19 protein-coding genes are annotated in these 18127 nt (G+C 39.4%); 8 read left to right on the top strand and 11 right to left on the bottom strand.

Annotated features, from left to right (window positions below; translation table 11 throughout):
- Window positions 1-12: 12 nt before the first annotated feature.
- Window positions 13-948 (bottom strand): type I pantothenate kinase, encoded by a 936-nt coding sequence (gene coaA, locus HF969_RS04905; RefSeq protein WP_425431565.1) that lies wholly within the window; start codon window positions 946-948, stop codon window positions 13-15.
- 174 nt (window positions 949-1122) lie between these two features.
- On the opposite strand from coaA, the gene mvk reads away from it, so the two are divergent.
- The 7 genes from mvk (at window position 1123) to HF969_RS04870 (ending at window position 8291) form a co-directional block, all read left to right on the top strand.
- Window positions 1123-2142, top strand: coding sequence for a mevalonate kinase (mvk, locus tag HF969_RS04900; protein ID WP_090289444.1), 1020 nt, complete (start codon window positions 1123-1125; stop codon window positions 2140-2142).
- Window positions 2135-3133 carry a diphosphomevalonate decarboxylase gene (mvaD, locus tag HF969_RS04895; RefSeq protein ID WP_090289445.1) on the top strand — a complete coding sequence of 333 codons (999 nt, stop codon included), beginning with the start codon at window positions 2135-2137 and terminating at the stop codon, window positions 3131-3133. Before mvk ends, mvaD begins: the two co-directional genes overlap by 8 nt.
- 10 nt (window positions 3134-3143) lie before the next feature.
- Entirely contained in the window at window positions 3144-4277 is a 1134-nt protein-coding gene (locus HF969_RS04890; RefSeq protein ID WP_090289446.1) for a phosphomevalonate kinase, read from the top strand.
- A gap of 17 nt (window positions 4278-4294) precedes the next feature.
- The gene (gene fni / locus HF969_RS04885; protein ID WP_090289447.1) at window positions 4295-5368 is read left to right on the top strand and encodes a type 2 isopentenyl-diphosphate Delta-isomerase; all 1074 of its coding nucleotides are present in this window, start codon (window positions 4295-4297) and stop codon (window positions 5366-5368) included.
- A 222-nt stretch (window positions 5369-5590) separates the two neighbouring features.
- Window positions 5591-6349, top strand: coding sequence for an orotidine-5'-phosphate decarboxylase (gene pyrF, locus HF969_RS04880; protein ID WP_090289448.1), 759 nt, complete (start codon window positions 5591-5593; stop codon window positions 6347-6349).
- Complete coding sequence (gene pyrE, locus HF969_RS04875; RefSeq protein WP_090289449.1) at window positions 6339-6992, top strand: orotate phosphoribosyltransferase; 654 nt, start codon at window positions 6339-6341, stop codon at window positions 6990-6992. Before pyrF ends, pyrE begins: the two co-directional genes overlap by 11 nt.
- 57 nt (window positions 6993-7049) lie before the next feature.
- Entirely contained in the window at window positions 7050-8291 is a 1242-nt protein-coding gene (locus HF969_RS04870; RefSeq protein WP_090289450.1) for an MFS transporter, read from the top strand.
- A gap of 94 nt (window positions 8292-8385) precedes the next feature.
- Here HF969_RS04870 and HF969_RS04865 read toward each other — a convergent pair whose 3' ends face one another.
- Genes HF969_RS04865 through HF969_RS04850 form a run of 4 tightly spaced genes read right to left on the bottom strand, consistent with a single transcriptional unit; the run spans window position 8386 to window position 11543 of the window.
- Window positions 8386-8940, bottom strand: a complete 555-nt coding sequence (locus HF969_RS04865) for an ECF transporter S component (protein ID WP_245694806.1) — start codon at window positions 8938-8940, stop codon at window positions 8386-8388.
- Between the two features lie 27 nt (window positions 8941-8967).
- Complete coding sequence (locus tag HF969_RS04860; RefSeq protein ID WP_090289452.1) at window positions 8968-10266, bottom strand: pyrimidine-nucleoside phosphorylase; 1299 nt, start codon at window positions 10264-10266, stop codon at window positions 8968-8970.
- A gap of 23 nt (window positions 10267-10289) precedes the next feature.
- Entirely contained in the window at window positions 10290-10985 is a 696-nt protein-coding gene (rpiA, locus tag HF969_RS04855; RefSeq protein ID WP_090289453.1) for a ribose-5-phosphate isomerase RpiA, read from the bottom strand.
- Window positions 10986-10997: 12 nt separating this feature from the next.
- Window positions 10998-11543: a flavodoxin family protein gene (locus tag HF969_RS04850; protein ID WP_090289454.1), complete on the bottom strand. Its 546-nt coding sequence runs from the start codon at window positions 11541-11543 to the stop codon at window positions 10998-11000.
- A gap of 156 nt (window positions 11544-11699) precedes the next feature.
- Here HF969_RS04850 and HF969_RS04845 point away from each other — a divergent pair, with 156 nt between their 5' ends.
- A complete protein-coding gene (locus tag HF969_RS04845) occupies window positions 11700-12377 on the top strand; it encodes a CpXC domain-containing protein (protein ID WP_090289455.1) in 678 nt (225 codons plus the stop codon).
- 124 nt (window positions 12378-12501) lie between these two features.
- On the opposite strand, the gene HF969_RS04840 is transcribed toward HF969_RS04845, so the two are convergent.
- The 6 genes from HF969_RS04840 to HF969_RS04815 all read right to left on the bottom strand — a co-directional run bounded on the left by HF969_RS04840 (window position 12502) and on the right by HF969_RS04815 (window position 17997).
- Window positions 12502-13449, bottom strand: a complete 948-nt coding sequence (locus HF969_RS04840; protein WP_090289690.1) for a glycosyltransferase family 2 protein — start codon at window positions 13447-13449, stop codon at window positions 12502-12504.
- Between the two features lie 252 nt (window positions 13450-13701).
- Window positions 13702-14094, bottom strand: coding sequence for a hypothetical protein (locus HF969_RS04835; RefSeq protein ID WP_090289456.1), 393 nt, complete (start codon window positions 14092-14094; stop codon window positions 13702-13704).
- A gap of 89 nt (window positions 14095-14183) precedes the next feature.
- Window positions 14184-15263, bottom strand: coding sequence for an ABC transporter substrate-binding protein (locus HF969_RS04830; RefSeq protein WP_090289457.1), 1080 nt, complete (start codon window positions 15261-15263; stop codon window positions 14184-14186).
- Entirely contained in the window at window positions 15263-16090 is an 828-nt protein-coding gene (locus HF969_RS04825; RefSeq protein WP_090289458.1) for an ABC transporter permease, read from the bottom strand. Before HF969_RS04825 ends, HF969_RS04830 begins: the two co-directional genes overlap by 1 nt.
- Window positions 16083-16901, bottom strand: a complete 819-nt coding sequence (locus HF969_RS04820) for an ABC transporter permease (RefSeq protein ID WP_090289459.1) — start codon at window positions 16899-16901, stop codon at window positions 16083-16085. Before HF969_RS04820 ends, HF969_RS04825 begins: the two co-directional genes overlap by 8 nt.
- Window positions 16888-17997, bottom strand: a complete 1110-nt coding sequence (locus tag HF969_RS04815) for an ABC transporter ATP-binding protein (protein ID WP_090289460.1) — start codon at window positions 17995-17997, stop codon at window positions 16888-16890. Before HF969_RS04815 ends, HF969_RS04820 begins: the two co-directional genes overlap by 14 nt.
- Window positions 17998-18127: the final 130 nt, after the last annotated feature.

The following is an 18127-nucleotide window of genomic DNA, read 5'->3' as shown; positions in this document are numbered from 1 at the left end:
CGCCACTTCGTTCTAATACTTTCTCACGTGAATTTGATCAATATAATGATTAACTGACTTATGTAAAACAACATCCGCTCTCGAGCGAGTGGGTTTAATATGCTGGATTAAATTCGGCAAGTTGATAGTCAACCAAACATTATCTGCATAAGCAATTGCTTCTTCTTTAGACATATCACTCATTTGGTGGTAATAATTGGAGGGATCTTTTTTTGCCATTTGTAGGTGGACTAAAAAGCGGTTAATAAACCATTGATGTATTAACTCCTGATCTGCATCAATATATATCGAAAAATCAAAGAAATCACTGACGTAAATTTGTTGATTGGATGGTAATTGTAGGACATTAATTCCTTCAACAATTAATATGTCTGGATTATTAATAATTTGATACTGACCTTTGACGATGTCATAACTCAGATGGGAATATGTCGGAACTGAAAAGGGTGAAGTCTGCGTCTTAATATGGGTCATAAATTCAAGCAATAGAGGCATATCATAAGATTCGGGAAAGCCTTTACGGTGTAGCATTCCTCTTTGTTCTAACACCTCATTAGGGTACAAAAAACCATCGGTTGTGATTAAATCAACCTTACGTCGTGGAAAGGTTTCACTCAACAATTGATGAAGTAGCCGAGCGGTAGTTGATTTGCCAACTGCAACCGATCCAGATATGCCAATAATGAATGGCACCTTACGATAAGCAAAAGGGTCTACTTCTCCCATGGAAAAGAACTTTTGCTTAGCCATGCTATACTGCATAGTATGCTGAAAGTCAGCTTCAATATAATGTAATAAGGGGCCATAAATTTCTCGAACGTCCGTTTGAGTTAGTCTATCTTGAATAGACACCAAACTTGCCAGCTTATCAATCGCAATCATCTCTAGGTCATCAGATTGAAAAGCTTGCCATTCTTTACGATTATAGGTCGCATAATAATCGTTAATTGAAAAATACATAAGTACCTCCTACTTAAGTCTCATAATGAATTAATACAAACTTCTTATAATGTATGTTAAAATACTCCAATGAAACAGTATTTTTTTTAGCGCATATTTTGGCTCTTATTTTAGCATAAGCGCTATCATTAATGTATATCTTTTAGAGAAAGGAGCAAATTCATGGACCAATCATTCGGTAAGCCTCAATCTTCTCCCTCATCGGAGTCTATAAATAAAAAATATTTGGGACTTGGAAATGCTCATTCTAAAATCATCTTAATGGGTGAGCATTCAGTGGTTTACGACTACCCCGCGATTGCCATCCCTTTTAAAACGTGCCAGGTCAAAGTAAAGATCACACCGAGTGCCTTTACTTATTCAACCATCGACTGTCCTTATTTTAAGGGGCGCTTTGATCAAGCACCTGCTCACTTAAACAACCTGAAGATGGCCTTAAAATTAACATTAGATTCAAAACATCTCCCACACTACCCGCTCCATATTGAAATTTTATCTGAAATTCCTCAAGAGCGTGGCATGGGGTCTTCAGCAGCTGTGAGTGTAGCCCTCATCCGAGCGGTTTGTGACTATTATGGCAAATCAATCAAAGACTACCACTTACGTATGATTACCAATGAAGCAGAAGTCATTGCTCATCAATCGACTTCTGGTATTGATACCTTGGTTACTTCTTCTAATCGATCCATCATTTATCGCAAGAGTCAACAAGCGCGTGATTTTGAATTAGATCTGCAGGCTTATCTCGTAGTCGCCGATTCAGGCCAAGCTGGACAAACCAAATTAGCTGTGAACCATGTCGCCCAGTTAAGAAAAAGCAAAGCAGCCTTTGTCAACTCAGCGATGGAAACGATCGGATCTTTTGTAAGCCAAGCCTTCCTAGCCATCCGTAAAAAGGACCCCGTAGAACTTGGTCGCTTAATGACATATAACCACTATTACCTCAACCAATTAGGCGTCTCAAATGCGTCGCTTGATCATATCGTCAATGCGGCTTGGTTAGCGGGTTCGCTCGGTGCTAAATTAACCGGCGGGGGTATGGGCGGCTGTGTGATTGCTCTGGCTCATGACCAAACACACGCTCAATTAATTGCGGAGTCAATGGAACAAGCCGGCGCAGAAAAAACTTGGTTACTCAATCTTTCCAAAGCAAACCAAGCAAAGGAGTCGCATCATGTCTAAAGATTATATAGCTACCTATCAAGCCCATACCAACATTGCCTTAATTAAGTACTGGGGCAAGCGAAATCAAGACCTCATGCTACCTGTCACCTCTAGCCTTTCTTTGACGCTAGAGGCTTTTTATAGCCAAACCCAAGTCCATTTTGCGAAAGACTACGCCAGCGACCAATTTATCTTAAATGACCAGCCTCAATCTAAAAATGAAGTTCAGAAAATTTCGAATTTTTTAGACCGTTTTCGCCAGCTAAAGGCTACTGATCTCAAGGCAAAAGTTACAAGTTACAACCATGTCCCAACTGCTGCTGGTCTGGCTTCTTCCGCTTCAGCCTTTGCCGCTTTAGCCTGTGCTTGTAATGGTGCTTTAGAATTAAACTTACCGCAAAAGGAGCTTTCTATTATGGCTCGCTTTGGGTCAGGCTCTGCTTCGCGGTCCCTATTTGGTGGTTTTGTCGAATGGGAGAAAGGTCAAGGCGACGATTCCCAATCAAGTTTCGCCCATCCCTTTGATGAGGCCGATTGGGATATTGCTATGATCGCTTTAATTGTCAATCAAGCGGCTAAACCTTTTTCTAGCCGTCAAGCCATGCAACACACGATTGAAAGTTCACCCTTCTATGCCTTATGGGCAGAAGAAGTGGCCAGTGATTTAAAGCATATCAAACGGGCCATTAAAGCCAGAGATATTCACCAAATCGGTCAAATTGCCGAGCATAATGCGATGAAGATGCATGCCACCATGTTGGCTGCTAATCCTAGTTTTACTTATTTCCAAGCGGAATCGCTTCAGGCCATGGAAGCTGTTCGTCAACTAAGAAAAGCAGGTCTAACGGCCTACTTTACCATGGACGCTGGCCCGAACGTCAAAATTATTTGTCCTTATAGTGAAGTTCCAGCTATTCAAGCACACTTAAGTAAGGCTTTTGACCCACAAAATATTATTGTCTCTCGTCCCGGTCCACAACCCTTTCCAATTCCTACCTTTAAAAATTAGGAGGCTCAACATGAATCCTAACTTTCCTGCTCAGTCACAAAAAAGCTTGACCATAAAAGTGCCTGGAAAGCTGTACATTGCTGGGGAGTATGCGGTGCTTGCTCCCAACCAACCGGCTATTCTCCTAGCTCTTGATCAATATTTAGAACTGAAAATAACCAAAAGAACCGGTGAACACTCACTTGTCGAAAACCATCAAGCAGACTATCCAACTCTTGGGCTAGCTGTAAAGGAAGAAGCTTTGACTCAAGCCAATCAACCGCCTCTAACTTCGAAGGAACTTTCAAAGTGGCGGTATGTGATCCAAGCAATAAAGGTAGCAAAAAGTTTCTTGCAAGAATGTGGGATTGATTTTCAAGCTTTTCATCTTCAAATTCAATCCCATCTAATGAATAAAGCTGGCTTAAAATATGGACTAGGCTCTAGCGGAGCAGTTACAGTCGGAACCCTCAAGGCTTTACTCGCTTTCCATGATTTAAAAATCACTCCCGAAAAGCTCTATCGCTTAGCGGTCATTAGTCAGCTTCAACTGGGTACTGCTGGTAGTTTTGGTGATCTTGCAGCCAATAGCTTTGGCGGTTGGATTTACTATCAAGCTCCTGAACGAAATGCTTTACAAGCAATGATGACCGAGAGTTCTTCAATCACGAACTTATTAAACTGCGAATGGCCGAGCCTTGTGATCGAAAGACTCGAGGTTCCTACAGAATTACAACTTCTTATTGGATGGACGCAACAGCCTGCCTCAACCGACAATCTGGTCAATCAGCTTTTAGACCAAGTCAAAGTCAGACCTCAACCCTATCAGGCCTTTCTAGATCAAGCTCAATCAGCAGTCCTACAACTGAAAGAAGGTTTAATTGAAAACCATCCACAGAGTATAGACCAAGCCATCAATGCCTACCGGGATTCACTGGAATATTTGAGCGGAGCCTATGATCTATCTATTGAAACTAATTCTTTAACAAAGCTGATTACGATCGCTAACAATCACCACTATGCTGCTAAAAGCTCCGGTGCTGGTGGCGGTGATTGTGGGATTGCTTTAGGCTTTGACCTTCAGTATAAAGCAGCGATTGTCAGTCAATGGCAGACCCAGCAAATTATTCCACTCGACCTTGGTCCAGCCCCTCAAATATCTTAAGAAAGGATGGGAGTAATATGGACTCTTCACTACATATCAACCGTAAAGATGATCATGTGCGCTATGCTTTAGACCAACATCAAACCAAAAAAAGGAACTCCTTTGATGATATCCGCTTTGTTCATCAATCGATCGGCCGACTTAGACAAGACCAAATTGATCTCTCGACCCACTGGGCAGGTCAAAAACACGACCATCCTTTTTATATCAATGCCATGACAGGCGGCAGTCCTCAAACAAAACTATATAATCAACAACTCGCTCAAGTGGCAGCCGAAACTGGCTTGGCTATGGCTGTGGGTTCCATTTCAGCAGCGCTTAAAAATCCTCAAGTCGCTGATTCCTTCACCATTATTCGTAAAGAGAATCCCCATGGTTTTGTCCTTGCCAATTTAGGTCCCCACCATGATTTGACGAATGCCGAAAAAGCCGTCGACCTCATTCAAGCCAACGCTTTACAAATTCATTTGAACACTGCTCAAGAAGTAGTGATGCCAGAAGGCGACCGTGATTTTTCCACCTGGAAAGAAAACATTCAAAAAATAGTCGATCATCTGTCCGTTCCAGTCATCGTCAAAGAAGTAGGCTTCGGTATGAGTCGCGAAACCATACAGGAATTATTAGACCTTGGTGTTCAAACAATCGATCTTGGCGGACGTGGGGGAACCAATTTTGTTCAAATCGAAAACCATCGTAATGATCAATTTGATTTTTCAAGTTTGACCAATTGGGGGCAAACGAGTGTTGAATCTTTGCTTGAATCACTTCCCTTTCAAGATCAAGTCGAGATATTAGCTTCTGGTGGTATTCGTGACTTTTTGGATGTGGTAAAAGCCTTAGCGCTTGGAGCTAGAAGTTGCGGTATTGCTGGTAAGTTTCTCCACTCCGTTGACCAATTAGGTGTTGAGGAAACCATCCAATGGGTTGAAGACTGGACGATTGCTCTCAAACGCACTTTATTACTTCTGTCTTGTCAGTCAGTGGATGACCTAGGAAAATCTGATTTGCTAATTTCAGGTGAAAGCTATCATTGGGCAAGGCTTAGACAGATTGATCTACAACATTTGGCTAACCGCCGCGCTAAACAATGAACATTTAAGCATTAATCTTTCTTAAAGTTTATTTACCTATTGACAATTCGGACCATTCATTTTATACTCTTAGCAATTTGAAACGATCGCTTTAAACATGTTCAGAGAAGCATGAAAGAGGATCCTAACACTTGGTGTGCCGATTGGCATGCTTATATGGATATATCTTTTATGCCTAACCGAATATGTGGTTAGGCGTTTTTTATTAGAAAGGTGGGCTTTATGAAACTGAATCCTCAACTCCCAATCATTGCACTTGATTTCGCTAGTGATAAAGAAATATTACAGTTTATGCGCCTCTTACCAGAAGGTCCTCATAATATCAAAATAGGTATGGAAGTTTTCTATTTAGGTGGGCCTCAGCTTTTAGAAACCATTTCCAGTCAAGGTCATGCCATTTTCCTTGACCTTAAGCTACACGATATCCCCAACACCGTAATGCGGTCCATGCGGATTTTGGCCCAATTAGGCGTAGCTATGGTCAATGTTCATGCAGCAGGTGGACGCAAAATGATGGAAGCTGCTAAGGAAGGTTTGATTCAAGGGACCCCAGCTGGTGGCAAAGAACCTCTTTTGATTGCAGTCACTCAATTGACATCAACCACTAAGCAACAAGTCAAAGAAGAACAACTGATTAGCGTGGGTCTAGAAGCCTCGACTCTCCATTATGCAAGTTTAAGTCATCAAGCAGGACTGGACGGTGTAGTTTGTTCACCTCATGAGGCTAAGGCGATTAAAAACATCACTCATGCTGATTTCTTAACAGTAACACCCGGAATTCGGCCAAAAACAATAACCAGTCAAGACGACCAACACCGCATTGCAGATGTTGAAACAGCTATTCTTAATCAGAGTGACTGGCTTGTTGTAGGTCGACCTATTACGCAAGCGACTGATCCTAAAGCGGCCTACCTAGATATCGTTGAAAAAATGGCTCAAACTAAAAAAAGCATTTGTATCGGAGGTATTTATGGAAACTAGTCAGCCAAAAAACAATAAAGAAAAAATTGCTAATATCCTTTTGGACATTGAAGCGGTTAAAATCAGCCTTGATCCCCCCTTTACTTGGTCAAGTGGCTTAAAATCTCCCATTTATTGTGATAATCGCCTAATTATCAGTCATCCTGCAAGTCGAAAACTTTTGATTGATGCGATGGTGCAAGCAGTCAAAGAAAACTTTGCCGATGTAGAAGTGATTGCTGGAACAGCTACTGCTGGAATTCCTCACGCTGCTTTTCTTGCTCAAGAATTGGACTTACCGATGATTTATGTGCGCTCGAGTCCTAAAGGTCATGGCATGCATAATCAAATTGAAGGCCGTCTAAAACCTGGCGAGAAAGTCCTCATGATTGAAGATTTGATCTCAACAGGTGGCAGTGTGATTAAAGCGGCACATGCCGTTCAAAATGCTGGCGGCCAAGTGATTGGAGCCTTGGCTATCTTCAATTACCTTTTAGAGGCGGGGCGCCAAAACTTTGCTAAAGAAACTTTTCCTTTGGTCACTCTAAGTGATTATGTAACTTTAATCGATATAGTCACTCAAAAACCTGATTTAGCTGAACATAAACACAGTTTAGCTAAATGGTACAAGGATCCTCAAGCCTGGAGCCAAGCTTTTAACTAAAGGCTTTAAAAAATTTAATTAAAAAAGTCTGTGAACTTTTATTAAGGAGAGAAAAATATGAAAACCATTAATTATGATCGTCGTGCTTTAGTTACCTCAATGATTGCCTCAGGTCTAGATGATGTCAATGTGATGTTTTTGGCCTTTTCCCTTTCGTCAATTATTACTGACTTGAATATTTCTTCAACTCAAGCTGGTTGGATTGGAACGATTACTAACTTTGGAATGCTTTTCGGTGGTTTAGTCTTTGGTGTTTTAGCTGACCGCTATAACAAGTTCAGAGTTCTTAAATGGACCGTAGCTATCTTCTCAATCGCTACAGCGCTTATTTTCTTTAGTCAAAGTATTAATACCCTACTTGCCCTCCGTTTCTTAGCAGGAATCGGTGTCGGTGGCGAATATGGAGTTGCCCTCGCTATAATGGCAGGAATTGTTCCTAGCAATAAGATGGGACGTATCTCCTCATTCAATGGTGTCATGGGCCAAATTGGTTCCATTACATCTGCTGTCTTAGCCAGTTTAATTGCTCCTATCTTTGGCTGGAGAGGGCTTTTTGCGCTAGGTATCTTACCTTTGATTTTAGTAGCTTACATGCATTTTATGATTGATGAAAAACAAATCACCGATCGTGGCAGTCAATCAGTTGATCGTCAAGAAGCTGGTAAAATTTCGGATCTTTTTAAAACACCGGCTTTAGCTCATCAAACAATTGCTTTGATGGTAATGACTTCTGTTCAAATTGCTGGTTACTTTGGGATGATGAACTGGTTACCAACCATGATGCAAGGCAAGTTAGGTATCAGCCTCGGTAATTCTAATCTTTGGATGATCTCAACCATTATTGGTATGTCCATCGGTATGCTAGTCTTTGGTTACTTTTTAGATATGTTTGGCCCACGCATTGTGTATAGTGTCTTCTTAATTATGTCAGCTATTTCTGTTTTCGCCTTTACTTTTGTTAATTCAGCACTTAGCCTTTTAATTGGTGGGGCTTTAATGGGCTTCTTCGTCAACGGAATGTTTGCTGGCTATGGCGCCATGGTTACCCGTCTCTACCCACATAAGGTCAGAGCCGTAGCCAATAACACGATTTTAAATGTAGGCCGTGCGATTGGAGGTTTTTCATCTGTCATCATTGGTATGATTCTAGAAAACTACGCTATGCGAGCAGTAATGATTTTCTTAGCGAGCCTTTATATCATTTCCTTCTGCTTCATGCTCTCCATTAAAAATCTTAAGCAGGCAAATTATCAAAAAATCCACACTACTAACGCTGCCTTAGAACCGGTAAAAGTATAAAACTAAATATAGCTCACGATTGATCAATCGTGGGCTATTTTTTCCAATAAAAAAGGTCCGAGTCTTTCACCCGAACCAAGAATTAAAATTAGTATTATTCGCCAATGGTATGGTAACGTTGGAAAATCCGCTTCATTGGGAGGTATAAGATCGGTACTAAGAGGGCTGTTACCCATCCTGTAAACAGACTAGCTGGCATAGCAGTAATGGCCATTGCCACCGCTGCTGAATAGCTAGCACCTAAAATCATTTGATTAATGATATGTTTACCAAATATTAAGACAATCTTAGTCAAAGCCCCGATAATTCCTAAACTTATAATATGTCCCATTCGATCCTCTTTATTAAAGACTTTAGAGTAAACCAGTGAGACGACGATTAAGACAAGGAAGTTTTCAAGCAAGGTAAAATGAACGACATGGATGTAACCATTCATAGTATCGAAAACAAAGAGACCAATTAAGGCAGCGGCCGTTCCACGCTTAAAGCCCATTAATAAGACAGCTAAAATAACCAAAGCATTGCCTGGATGGACAAAAGAATTCGAAATAGCTGAGGGCATTGGGATTCGAATCACAGTAATCGCAATAATAATCAGTGCGGCATAAATCCCGATTTGTACATACTTGAATAATTTATTGTTTTTCATCATTTACTTCCTTCTTCTTAATTATTTTTAATCAATTGTTTTGTAAATAAGGGGTAGTTCTTCGGCAGAGTCAGCGATTTGAACCGCCTGGTCTAAACGTGCTAAGCAGTCTGATATGTCTTCACGGTTAGAATGAATGATAGCCAAAGGTTCACCTTCTTGAATGCTGTCACCCACCTTAGCTTTTAGAACGATACCAACCACAGGATCAATTTGATCTTCTTTTACCGCACGACCTGCGCCTAAAACCATTGCTGCTTCGCCTACAAGATTAGCTACCCAATGACTGACAACACCGGAGCTCTTAGCTAAATAAGGAATTTGATACTTAGCTTTACCAAGTCTTTCGGGCTCATCAATAAAGGAAGCATCGCCTCCTTGAACTTCGATAAATTCACGGAATTTTTTAAGAGCAGCTCCCGAGTCAATTTGTTCTTGCAGTAGATCAGTACCTTCTTGTATGCTTTTTACGCGTTGAGCAGATAAGAGCATTTGGGCTCCCAAGCTTAAGCATAATTGGGTAAGATCCTCTGGCCCATTTCCTTTTAGCGTCTCTACCGCTTCGTTGACTTCTAAAGTGTTGCCAATGGCAAAACCAAGCGGCTGGTCCATATTCGATAGGACAGCAACTGTTTTTCTTCCTAAATGGTTACCGATTTCTACCATGGTAGTCGCTAATTCTTCTGCCATTTCGATGGTTTTCATAAAAGCGCCATCGCCCACTTTGACATCTAAGACAATCGCATCCGCCCCGGAAGCAATTTTTTTAGACATAATCGAGGAGGCAATTAAAGGAATCGATTGAACGGTTGAAGTCACATCTCTTAAGGCATAAAGTTTTTTATCAGCCGGTGTTAAATCACCTGTTTGTCCTACTACGGCTACTTGGTGTTGGTTGACTTGTTGAATAAAGTCTTCTTGTGAAAGCTCAAATTGAAATCCTTTAATCGTTTCGAGCTTATCGATGGTACCACCCGTATGACCCAACCCTCGGCCTGACATTTTAGCAACGGGTACCCCACATGAAGCTACCAAAGGAGCCAGAACTAATGTGGTAGTATCTCCCACACCACCGGTCGAATGTTTATCTACCTTAATCCCTTTGATGGCAGACAGATCAATTTGATCGCCTGATTCTACCATGGCCATTGTCAAGGCACTCACTTCTTTAGGATTCATCCCATTAAAGTAAACGGCCATATTAAAAGCCGCCATTTGATAGTCAGGAATTTTGCCTTCCGTAAAACCTTTGACAATATACTGGATTTCTTCTTGAGTCAACGTCTGATTTTCTTGTTTTTTATGGATTAAATCCACCATTCTCATACTTCATCATCCTTAAATTTAGTTTAGTTCGTGGTATTACTGCGTTCAATCTTAATAATTTCTCCATCAGCTTGAGCAACGAGTATGATGTCCGCATAATCCAAGAACAAGCCATGTTCGACAACCCCTACCTTGGCCTTGATTTCTGCTGCCAATACTTGTGGATTGGGTATTTCTTCGAGGTGTAAATCGATGATGTAATTGCCAGAATCGGTAATGAATAGTTTATCGCCATCGACTTTTCTAAAACTTGGTTTCATGCCTGCACTGGCAAAAGCATCATAAACTTTCCACGATCCAAAGCGTACGACTTCAACCGGCAAAGGGAATTTTCCTAATTGGTTGACTAGTTTGCTTTCATCCATGATCCAAATAATTTTATCACTTTGTTCCGCAATAATTTTTTCATGCAGTAATGCACCACCACCGCCTTTAATCCCAGCAAACTGGCGGGTTGTCTCATCGGCGCCATCCACTAATAAATCAATATGGTTGACATCATCAATCTCTTTTAAAGGCAGGCCAAGTCGACGAGCTTGTTCAGATGAACGATCAGAAGTTGAGACGGTTAAAATATTAGCTAGTTCACCTGCTTGAAAACGACGTCCTACTTCTTCAATAAACCAATAAGCGGTGGATCCCGTTCCTAGACCGACAACCATGCCGTCTTCAACATAGGACGCTGCATATTCTCCAACCCTTTTTTTTGCTTCTTCCATAATATTCCTCCGTTATCCAATGTATTGTGCCATTTCACGTATATACTCTACCATATTCGCTATTTGCTTTAAATCCTCTTTTTCAGCTGTACCACCGTGATAATCTAACAAATGCCATTCTTCAGGACCCAAGATCACATCATCTAAGCTCGTTCCTGGCTGACGTTTCATCCGCTTTGAAGCTAAATACATCAGAGAAAAACGTTTTGAAGCAATCCGGCCTCGATAATGAAAGGTTGCTAATTGCTTATATACTCTTTCTGTAAAAGTCTCTTTTAGCATCTTTGAAAAGTTCGTCAAATTAGGGGTTGAAATGCCAACCGTAAATAATACCCAATTTGGTTCACTATAGTGATTCATAAGTTGATTGATCCTGATTGATTTAAAAATTCGGCCAGAAAAAACAAAAGTGCCCACAATGATTAGATCATAGTGGTTTAAATTTATTTTATCCACTTCACTTAAAGAAACCATCGGAAAATCGAAGACCTTTTGAAGAGCTTTAGCATACAGTAGTGTTGATCCATAAGGTGATTCATAAATTATTAGACTCTTCATAAAGCTCTCCTTTCATTTTTACCTATTTCCTTAGCCATTATAGCACAGTTTTAGGTTTTTTGTGAATCGCTTACATGATTATCTTCATTGAACCTTTCTCATCTTCCTACTTTTTTGATATACTAGATACAACAATCCCATGAAGGAGGCAAAGAAATGCCGCAAACAATTCATCTTGAGTGTCCAATCTGCCACGCTAAACACGAACACTCTATCGAAACAGCTATTAATAGTCAAAAACAACCCGAATTAAAACAGAAATTACTAGAAGGACAATTGCTCGCTTTTGAGTGCGATCAGTGTGGCGCTAAAAGACAGATTGAAACACAGATTCTCTACCACGATCCTGAACTTAAATTATTAATCTACTTAGCACCAAAATTTAAAGAATATCGTGAAAAGATCTTGCAAGGTCTCAGTGTGATGACTCAAGAAGAGGGTATAGATATTAGTGATTATCACTTAAGAGTTGTAACTTCAGCTCCTCAATTAATTGAAAAAATCCAAATCTTTGACCAAGGTTTTAATGACCAAGTGATGGAAGTAGTTAAGATTTTAACTGACGGACTCTTTGCTCAACAAGAACCCAATCGAACTGTACTCAACCGTTTCTTCATTCACAAAGATAATGAAGATAAATTCCTCTATCTCACTGAAGACGAACAATTAATGGTCGACTACCATCCCACTCTTACTGAGTTTATCGAAGATAAATTTGCAAAAGAATTAAAGAATGACTATCTGGGCCAATTTATCATGGTTGATTATGAATGGGCCACCAATATTGCCAACCACCAACCTGGTCCTGGTATTCAACATGAAAGTGACCAATAACTTTTTCATTGATTATAAAACGACCTATTAAATCAAGAAAAATCTTATTTTCCAATTAATGAACAGCCTGTACTCTTGATAAGTGCAGGCTGTTTTATATCGTTTTTATTCGTACCGTATTCCTTTACTCATCAGTGTTATTTGAATCAAAAAGCTTTTCTTCGCGCACCAAATAAATCGGTCTTCGTTTATCTTCGGTAAAAATCTTACTAAGATATTTGCCGATTATACCTAAACAAAGAAATTGGAAACCACCCATCACTAAAATTAGTAGAGCCAATAAACTAATGGAAGAAGCACTTACTTGAAATAATAGATAAGCACCTAATAAATAGAAACCCCAAATCATAGCCGAACCTAGACTAACAAAACCTAGGAAGCTAGCAATGGCTAAAGGTAAATCAGAAAAAGAAATAAGGCCATCAATGGCATAGTCCAAGAGGTTTCGAAAAGACCAGGAAGATTGACCGGCAACTCGTTTAATATTTGGATACTCCAAATACTTCACCTTAAAGCCTATCCAAGAAAAAATCCCCTTTGAAAAACGATTATATTCACTCAAGGAAACTACTGCGTCTACTACTTGCGCCTTCATCAAACGAAAATCTCTCGCACCTTCGGCCAATTGAACGCGAGAAATTAGGTTATTTATTTTATAAAATAGACTCGCAAAAAAAGACCGAACCGGTGGCTCTCCTTCTCTTGATATCCTTCTTGTGGCAACCACGTCAACCTCTGGATCCTGAATCATTTGATACATCTCAATTAATAATTCTGGTGGATCCTGTAAATCAGCATCCATAATCGCCACATACTCCCCTTTTGCATGTTTTAATCCGGCATAAAGACCAGCTTCTTTGCCAAAATTTCGTGAAAAGGATAAATATTCGATACTATCCGAATAGTGATTTTCAAGCTCTTTAATAACATTTAGTGTCTGGTCGGTTGACCCATCATCGACTAGTAGTAATTCAATTTCGACTTGTCTTAAATCTTGTTGCACTTGCAAGATGGCCTCTATAAATGCCTTGATTGTTTTTTGCTCGTTATGGCAAGGCACGACCACTGTCATGACATTTTCTCTAACCAATAAGATTCCTCTTTTCCTAACAATTGCTTAGAGTATACTAAGCAACACACTTGTCATTATATTATATAACAAAGAAAGCCCAAACAGTCTATTATTAAAAATATTTCATCAAGTCCTTACTTATTTATAGATAATAATTCGCATATTCTTAATAAAAAATAAGTTCCAACATCGTTCTTATCTTTCTTGAAGGACGATGTTGAAACTTATTATTGGTAAAATCACCTATAGAGCTTATTGACTCATTTGGCTAGTTATCAGAGGCTGAGCTTGGACTTCATATTCAATGAGCCACTCCCAATTTGGTTTGGGCAAGGCTAATTTAAAAACGACAATCCACTCTCCAGCAGGAATGGGTCCTACTCTCGTCCCTGTACTACTTGCGAGTTTGTCACGGCTAAGAATAATCTTTCGACTACCACAAATATTTTGAATATCGACACGCACATTATAATTTGAATCATAAACAATAAATGAATCAATTACATAAGCTTCCTGATAAGGAATAAAGGCAAAACTAATTTGTTCAATCGCATCAGGAACCAACAACCGTTCGATGACAAAGGAAGCTGCTGGATCATTAGGTTCTTTGATATTTAACCGCTTACTTACTAATTGCAAAGCCATTTAATCACTCCAATCAAATGTTAGATTAAGTTTACCAAGTGATTGTGAATTTTAGGGCCTGTTTTTTGTAAAGAATATGTAAATTTTAGCTAATACCTTGGTTCAAGTTTAACACGTAAGTACTCATCGTTATATTCAATCAATTTTTCTTGACCCAGATTGCGGTAGATTTCTAAATGGTCAGTAATTTCTTGGGGTGGATAAAAAGCTGGGTCGTTAATTACTTCAGGATCCATCAGATCAATCGCATCCTTATTTGGTGTAGCATACCCAATATATTCTGCATTTCTAGCTGCGATATCTGGTCGCATCAAAAAGTCCATTAAAGCATGCGCACCTTGAACATTTTTTGCTCCTTTAGGAATAGCTAGGGTATCAAACCATATATTAGAACCTTCCTTAGGAACCATATAGGCTAAATCCTCGTTTTCATCCATAGCTGTTGCCGCTTCTCCTGAATAGGTGATAGCGATCGGCGCTTCTCCGATTGAAGCATACATTTTAATTTCATCTGCGAGTAAAGCTAAAATATTAGGCATAAGCGTCTTCATTTTTGCAGTTGCTTGCTCAATTAATTGACTATCGGTTTCATTTAAGGAATGACCTTCGGATTGCAAACCGATCCCAATCACTTCTCGCGCGCCATCAATAATCATAATTTGATTGCGATACTTATCTTTCCATAGATCATTCCAGCTCGTTATTTCTCCTTCAGGAATTTGACTCGTATCATACAAAATCCCCAATGTGCCCCAGAAATAAGGAACGGAATATTGATTGCCTGGATCAAAGCTTTGGTCAAGGAATTTTTTATCAATGTGTTTTAAGTTAGGTAATTTATCATGGTCAATTTCTTCTAATAGATTTAACTCCAACATGTTTTCAACCATATATTCACTAGGACCAATTAAATCGTAATTGGTCCCTCCTTGTTGAATCTTAGTTAACATGGCTTCGTTGGAATCGAAAGTCTCATATACAACCACATAGCCAGTCTCTTCTTCAAACGCGTCAATTAAATCTGGATCAATATAATCGCCCCAATTATAAAAATTAACAATGTTACTCTCGCCGGTTAAGCCTTGACTCGATTGCAGATAGTAACGTCCGATAAACATCAGACCCACTGCTGCTAGAATGGTAATTGCTGCATTAATTAAGGTTTTCATTACTTACCTCCTCTCGCTTGACGCACTCTAAGAGCTGCTCGTCTTTGTTCACCCACGCGTAAACTATAGTAACCAAACACAAGTAAAAGAGCTAATAGGAACATCAAAGTGGATAACGCATTTATTTCTAAACTAACACCTGTTCTGGCACGCGAATACACTTCGACAGAAAGGGTTGAGAAGCCATTTCCGGTGATAAAGAATGTAACCGCAAAGTCATCTAATGAATAGGTGAACGCCATGAAATAGCCAGCCAAAACACCACTTTTAATCGAAGGTAAAATAATCCTTGAAAGAATTTGATTTTGATTGGCTCCCAAGTCTTGAGCAGCTGTAATCATCGATGGGTTCATTTCATATAAGCGCGGTAAAACCATCAAAACAACTATCGGAACGTTAAAAGCGATATGTGATAACAGAACGGTTGTAAAACCAAATTCAAATTTTAACAAGAAGGAGAACATTAAGAGAAAACTGGCCCCCATCATAACGTCCGGTGTCACCATTAGGACCGAGTTTAAGTTAAGAATAGCTTGGCGATTTCGATTCGAGCGATAATAATAAATAGCAATCGCCCCTAAAGTACCGATTATCGTCGCAATTAAAGCGGATAAAAGAGCCACTATAAAGGTATTGAGGATAAAAGTCATTAGTCGCGTATCTTCAAATAAGGCTTGGTAATGTTCAAACGTAAACCCGGAAAAATTAGTCATATCGCCACCTGCGTTGAAAGAATAAAACATTAGGTAAAAAAGTGGCGCATACATCAATAAGAAAACAAAACCAATATAGATAGTTGACCCCATTCTTTTTTCCGTATTATGCATCTTGAACACCTCCTGCTTTAGACCGATCTCTCGTAATAAATAGAATAATAAACATAATCAACATTAACACAACACCAATTGTTGATCCCATGCCCCAGTCTTGAGTGACCAAGAAATGTTGCTCAACAGCCGTTCCCAAGGTAATAACGCGATTACCTCCGATTAAACGGGTAAGCATAAATAGAGACAATGAAGGGATAAAGACTGCTTGAACTCCGGAGCGCACACCTCTCAGTGACAAAGGGAAGATTATGCGCCGAACAATGGTCAATTTAGAAGCCCCCAAATCATGGGCCGCTTCTAAGAGACTAGGTTGAATTTCGTTGATAGAGTTAAAAATAGGCAGAAACATAAAGGGTAATTCAATATAAGCCGCAACTAATATGAAAGACGTATCCGTAAATAATAACTGTTGTCTGCCAAGACCAATCATTTCAAAGAAATTATTTAAGGGACCAGAATTGCCGAAAATACCTATAAAGGCATACGTTTTTAAAAGAAGATTGATCCAAGTTGGCAGAATAATTAACATTAACCATAAATCTTTATGTGGGCTTTTTGACAGAAAATACGCTAAAGGATAGGCTAATAAAAAAGTAAAAAAAGTCACTAAAAAAGCATACCAGAATGAAGACAGAGTCATGCGGATATATTCCATTGAACTGAAAAAGTGCTGATAATTAGCCAAAGTGAACTGACCATCTATCCCTATAAATGAACGTTGAAAAAGAACAAGTAAGGGAGTAATTACAAAAATGATTAACCACAAATAGTATGGTATTGCTAGTAAATGAATATTACTCTTCTTCATCGTCGTCCCCCTCATATTGTTCTAGACGGGCATCAAATTCTTCTTCGGTTTCGTTGAACCGCATGACGTGAATTTCATTTGGCCCAATCTGGAGACCAATTTTTTGGCCAATTTCAACTTTCTCAGTTGTATGGATCATCCATTCATTTTGATCGTCATCATAAGCAATAATTTCATTGAACATACCTCTAAAGAGCATGGTGTCGACCGTTGCATTGATTTGGCCTTGATTAGGAGCAGTGATCCGCACATCTTCTGGCCGAATAACCACTTCAACAGCTTCACCTTTAGGAATACCTGCATCCTCACAATCGAATTCATGACCGACAAATTCAACCCGATAATCATCAATCATGGTCGCATCAATAATATTTGATTCACCAATAAAGTCAGCCACATAACGATTGATTGGCTCATCATAAATATCTGAAGGCGTGCCGGATTGGACAATTTCACCCTTGTCCATAACAAAAATCCAGTCTGACATCGCCAAAGCTTCTTCTTGGTCATGGGTCACAAAGACAAAGGTAATCCCTAAACGTTTTTGTAACTCACGTAATTCGTACTGCATATCGGTCCTTAGTTTTAAATCTAAAGCAGATAAGGGCTCATCTAAAAGTAAAACATCCGGTTCGTTTACTAAAGCACGCGCAATGGCGACACGCTGTTTTTGTCCACCAGACATTTCATTAATGTTTCGATCTTGATAGCCTTCTAACCGCACTTGCTTTAGCGCAGCTAATACTTTTTCTTTAATTGTTTGCTTGTCAACTTTTTTTACTGATAAACCAAAAGCAATATTATCAAACACCGTCATATGCGGAAATAACGCATAATCTTGAAATACCGTATTTACTTTTCGTTTATTAGCAGGAATATCGGTTACTTCCTTACCCTGAATCGAAACGGTTCCTTCACTCGCTTTCGTAAAACCAGCAATAATTCTTAGAATTGTAGTTTTACCACATCCTGATGGTCCAAGCAAAGTATAAAACTGTCCCTGTTCCAACTCCATATCGATATTTTTTAAAACCATTTGATCATCAAAGTGTTTTGAAACGTTTTTCAATTCAACACTTAACAATGCTTCACTCATGCTTGCCACCCTCTTCTGTATTTTTTGAAGTTAACCTTCCGCCAGATTATATCATTTTATTAGTATGCTTGGTAAGCTAGAATTTAGAATTTAATCTTTATATTCAAAATATTCAACTTTCACATTTAAT

The sequence above is a fragment of the Facklamia miroungae genome (genome assembly GCF_012396555.1).
Classification (GTDB): Bacteria; Bacillota; Bacilli; order Lactobacillales; family Aerococcaceae; genus Facklamia; species Facklamia miroungae.
Note: the sequence above shows the minus strand (reverse complement) of the source record. Positions and strands in the feature narration are given on the sequence as shown.

Excerpts from the sequence above, each read along its gene's own strand:
- fni (WP_090289447.1), top strand. The coding sequence starts at position 4,295 with ATGGACTCTTCACTACATATCAACCGTAAAGATGATCATGTGCGCTAT.
- HF969_RS04840 (WP_090289690.1), bottom strand. The coding sequence starts at position 13,449 with ATGACAGTGGTCGTGCCTTGCCATAACGAGCAAAAAACAATCAAGGCA.
- HF969_RS04815 (WP_090289460.1), bottom strand. The coding sequence starts at position 17,997 with ATGAGTGAAGCATTGTTAAGTGTTGAATTGAAAAACGTTTCAAAACAC.
- HF969_RS04860 (WP_090289452.1), bottom strand. The coding sequence starts at position 10,266 with ATGAGAATGGTGGATTTAATCCATAAAAAACAAGAAAATCAGACGTTG.
- HF969_RS04870 (WP_090289450.1), top strand. The coding sequence starts at position 7,050 with ATGAAAACCATTAATTATGATCGTCGTGCTTTAGTTACCTCAATGATT.
- pyrE (WP_090289449.1), top strand. The coding sequence starts at position 6,339 with ATGGAAACTAGTCAGCCAAAAAACAATAAAGAAAAAATTGCTAATATC.
- HF969_RS04825 (WP_090289458.1), bottom strand. The coding sequence starts at position 16,090 with ATGCATAATACGGAAAAAAGAATGGGGTCAACTATCTATATTGGTTTT.
- HF969_RS04820 (WP_090289459.1), bottom strand. The coding sequence starts at position 16,901 with ATGAAGAAGAGTAATATTCATTTACTAGCAATACCATACTATTTGTGG.
- HF969_RS04835 (WP_090289456.1), bottom strand. The coding sequence starts at position 14,094 with ATGGCTTTGCAATTAGTAAGTAAGCGGTTAAATATCAAAGAACCTAAT.
- HF969_RS04850 (WP_090289454.1), bottom strand. The coding sequence starts at position 11,543 with ATGAAGAGTCTAATAATTTATGAATCACCTTATGGATCAACACTACTG.
- HF969_RS04845 (WP_090289455.1), top strand. The coding sequence starts at position 11,700 with ATGCCGCAAACAATTCATCTTGAGTGTCCAATCTGCCACGCTAAACAC.
- rpiA (WP_090289453.1), bottom strand. The coding sequence starts at position 10,985 with ATGGAAGAAGCAAAAAAAAGGGTTGGAGAATATGCAGCGTCCTATGTT.
- HF969_RS04830 (WP_090289457.1), bottom strand. The coding sequence starts at position 15,263 with ATGAAAACCTTAATTAATGCAGCAATTACCATTCTAGCAGCAGTGGGT.
- mvk (WP_090289444.1), top strand. The coding sequence starts at position 1,123 with ATGGACCAATCATTCGGTAAGCCTCAATCTTCTCCCTCATCGGAGTCT.
- HF969_RS04865 (WP_245694806.1), bottom strand. The coding sequence starts at position 8,940 with ATGAAAAACAATAAATTATTCAAGTATGTACAAATCGGGATTTATGCC.
- pyrF (WP_090289448.1), top strand. The coding sequence starts at position 5,591 with ATGAAACTGAATCCTCAACTCCCAATCATTGCACTTGATTTCGCTAGT.
- HF969_RS04890 (WP_090289446.1), top strand. The coding sequence starts at position 3,144 with ATGAATCCTAACTTTCCTGCTCAGTCACAAAAAAGCTTGACCATAAAA.
- mvaD (WP_090289445.1), top strand. The coding sequence starts at position 2,135 with ATGTCTAAAGATTATATAGCTACCTATCAAGCCCATACCAACATTGCC.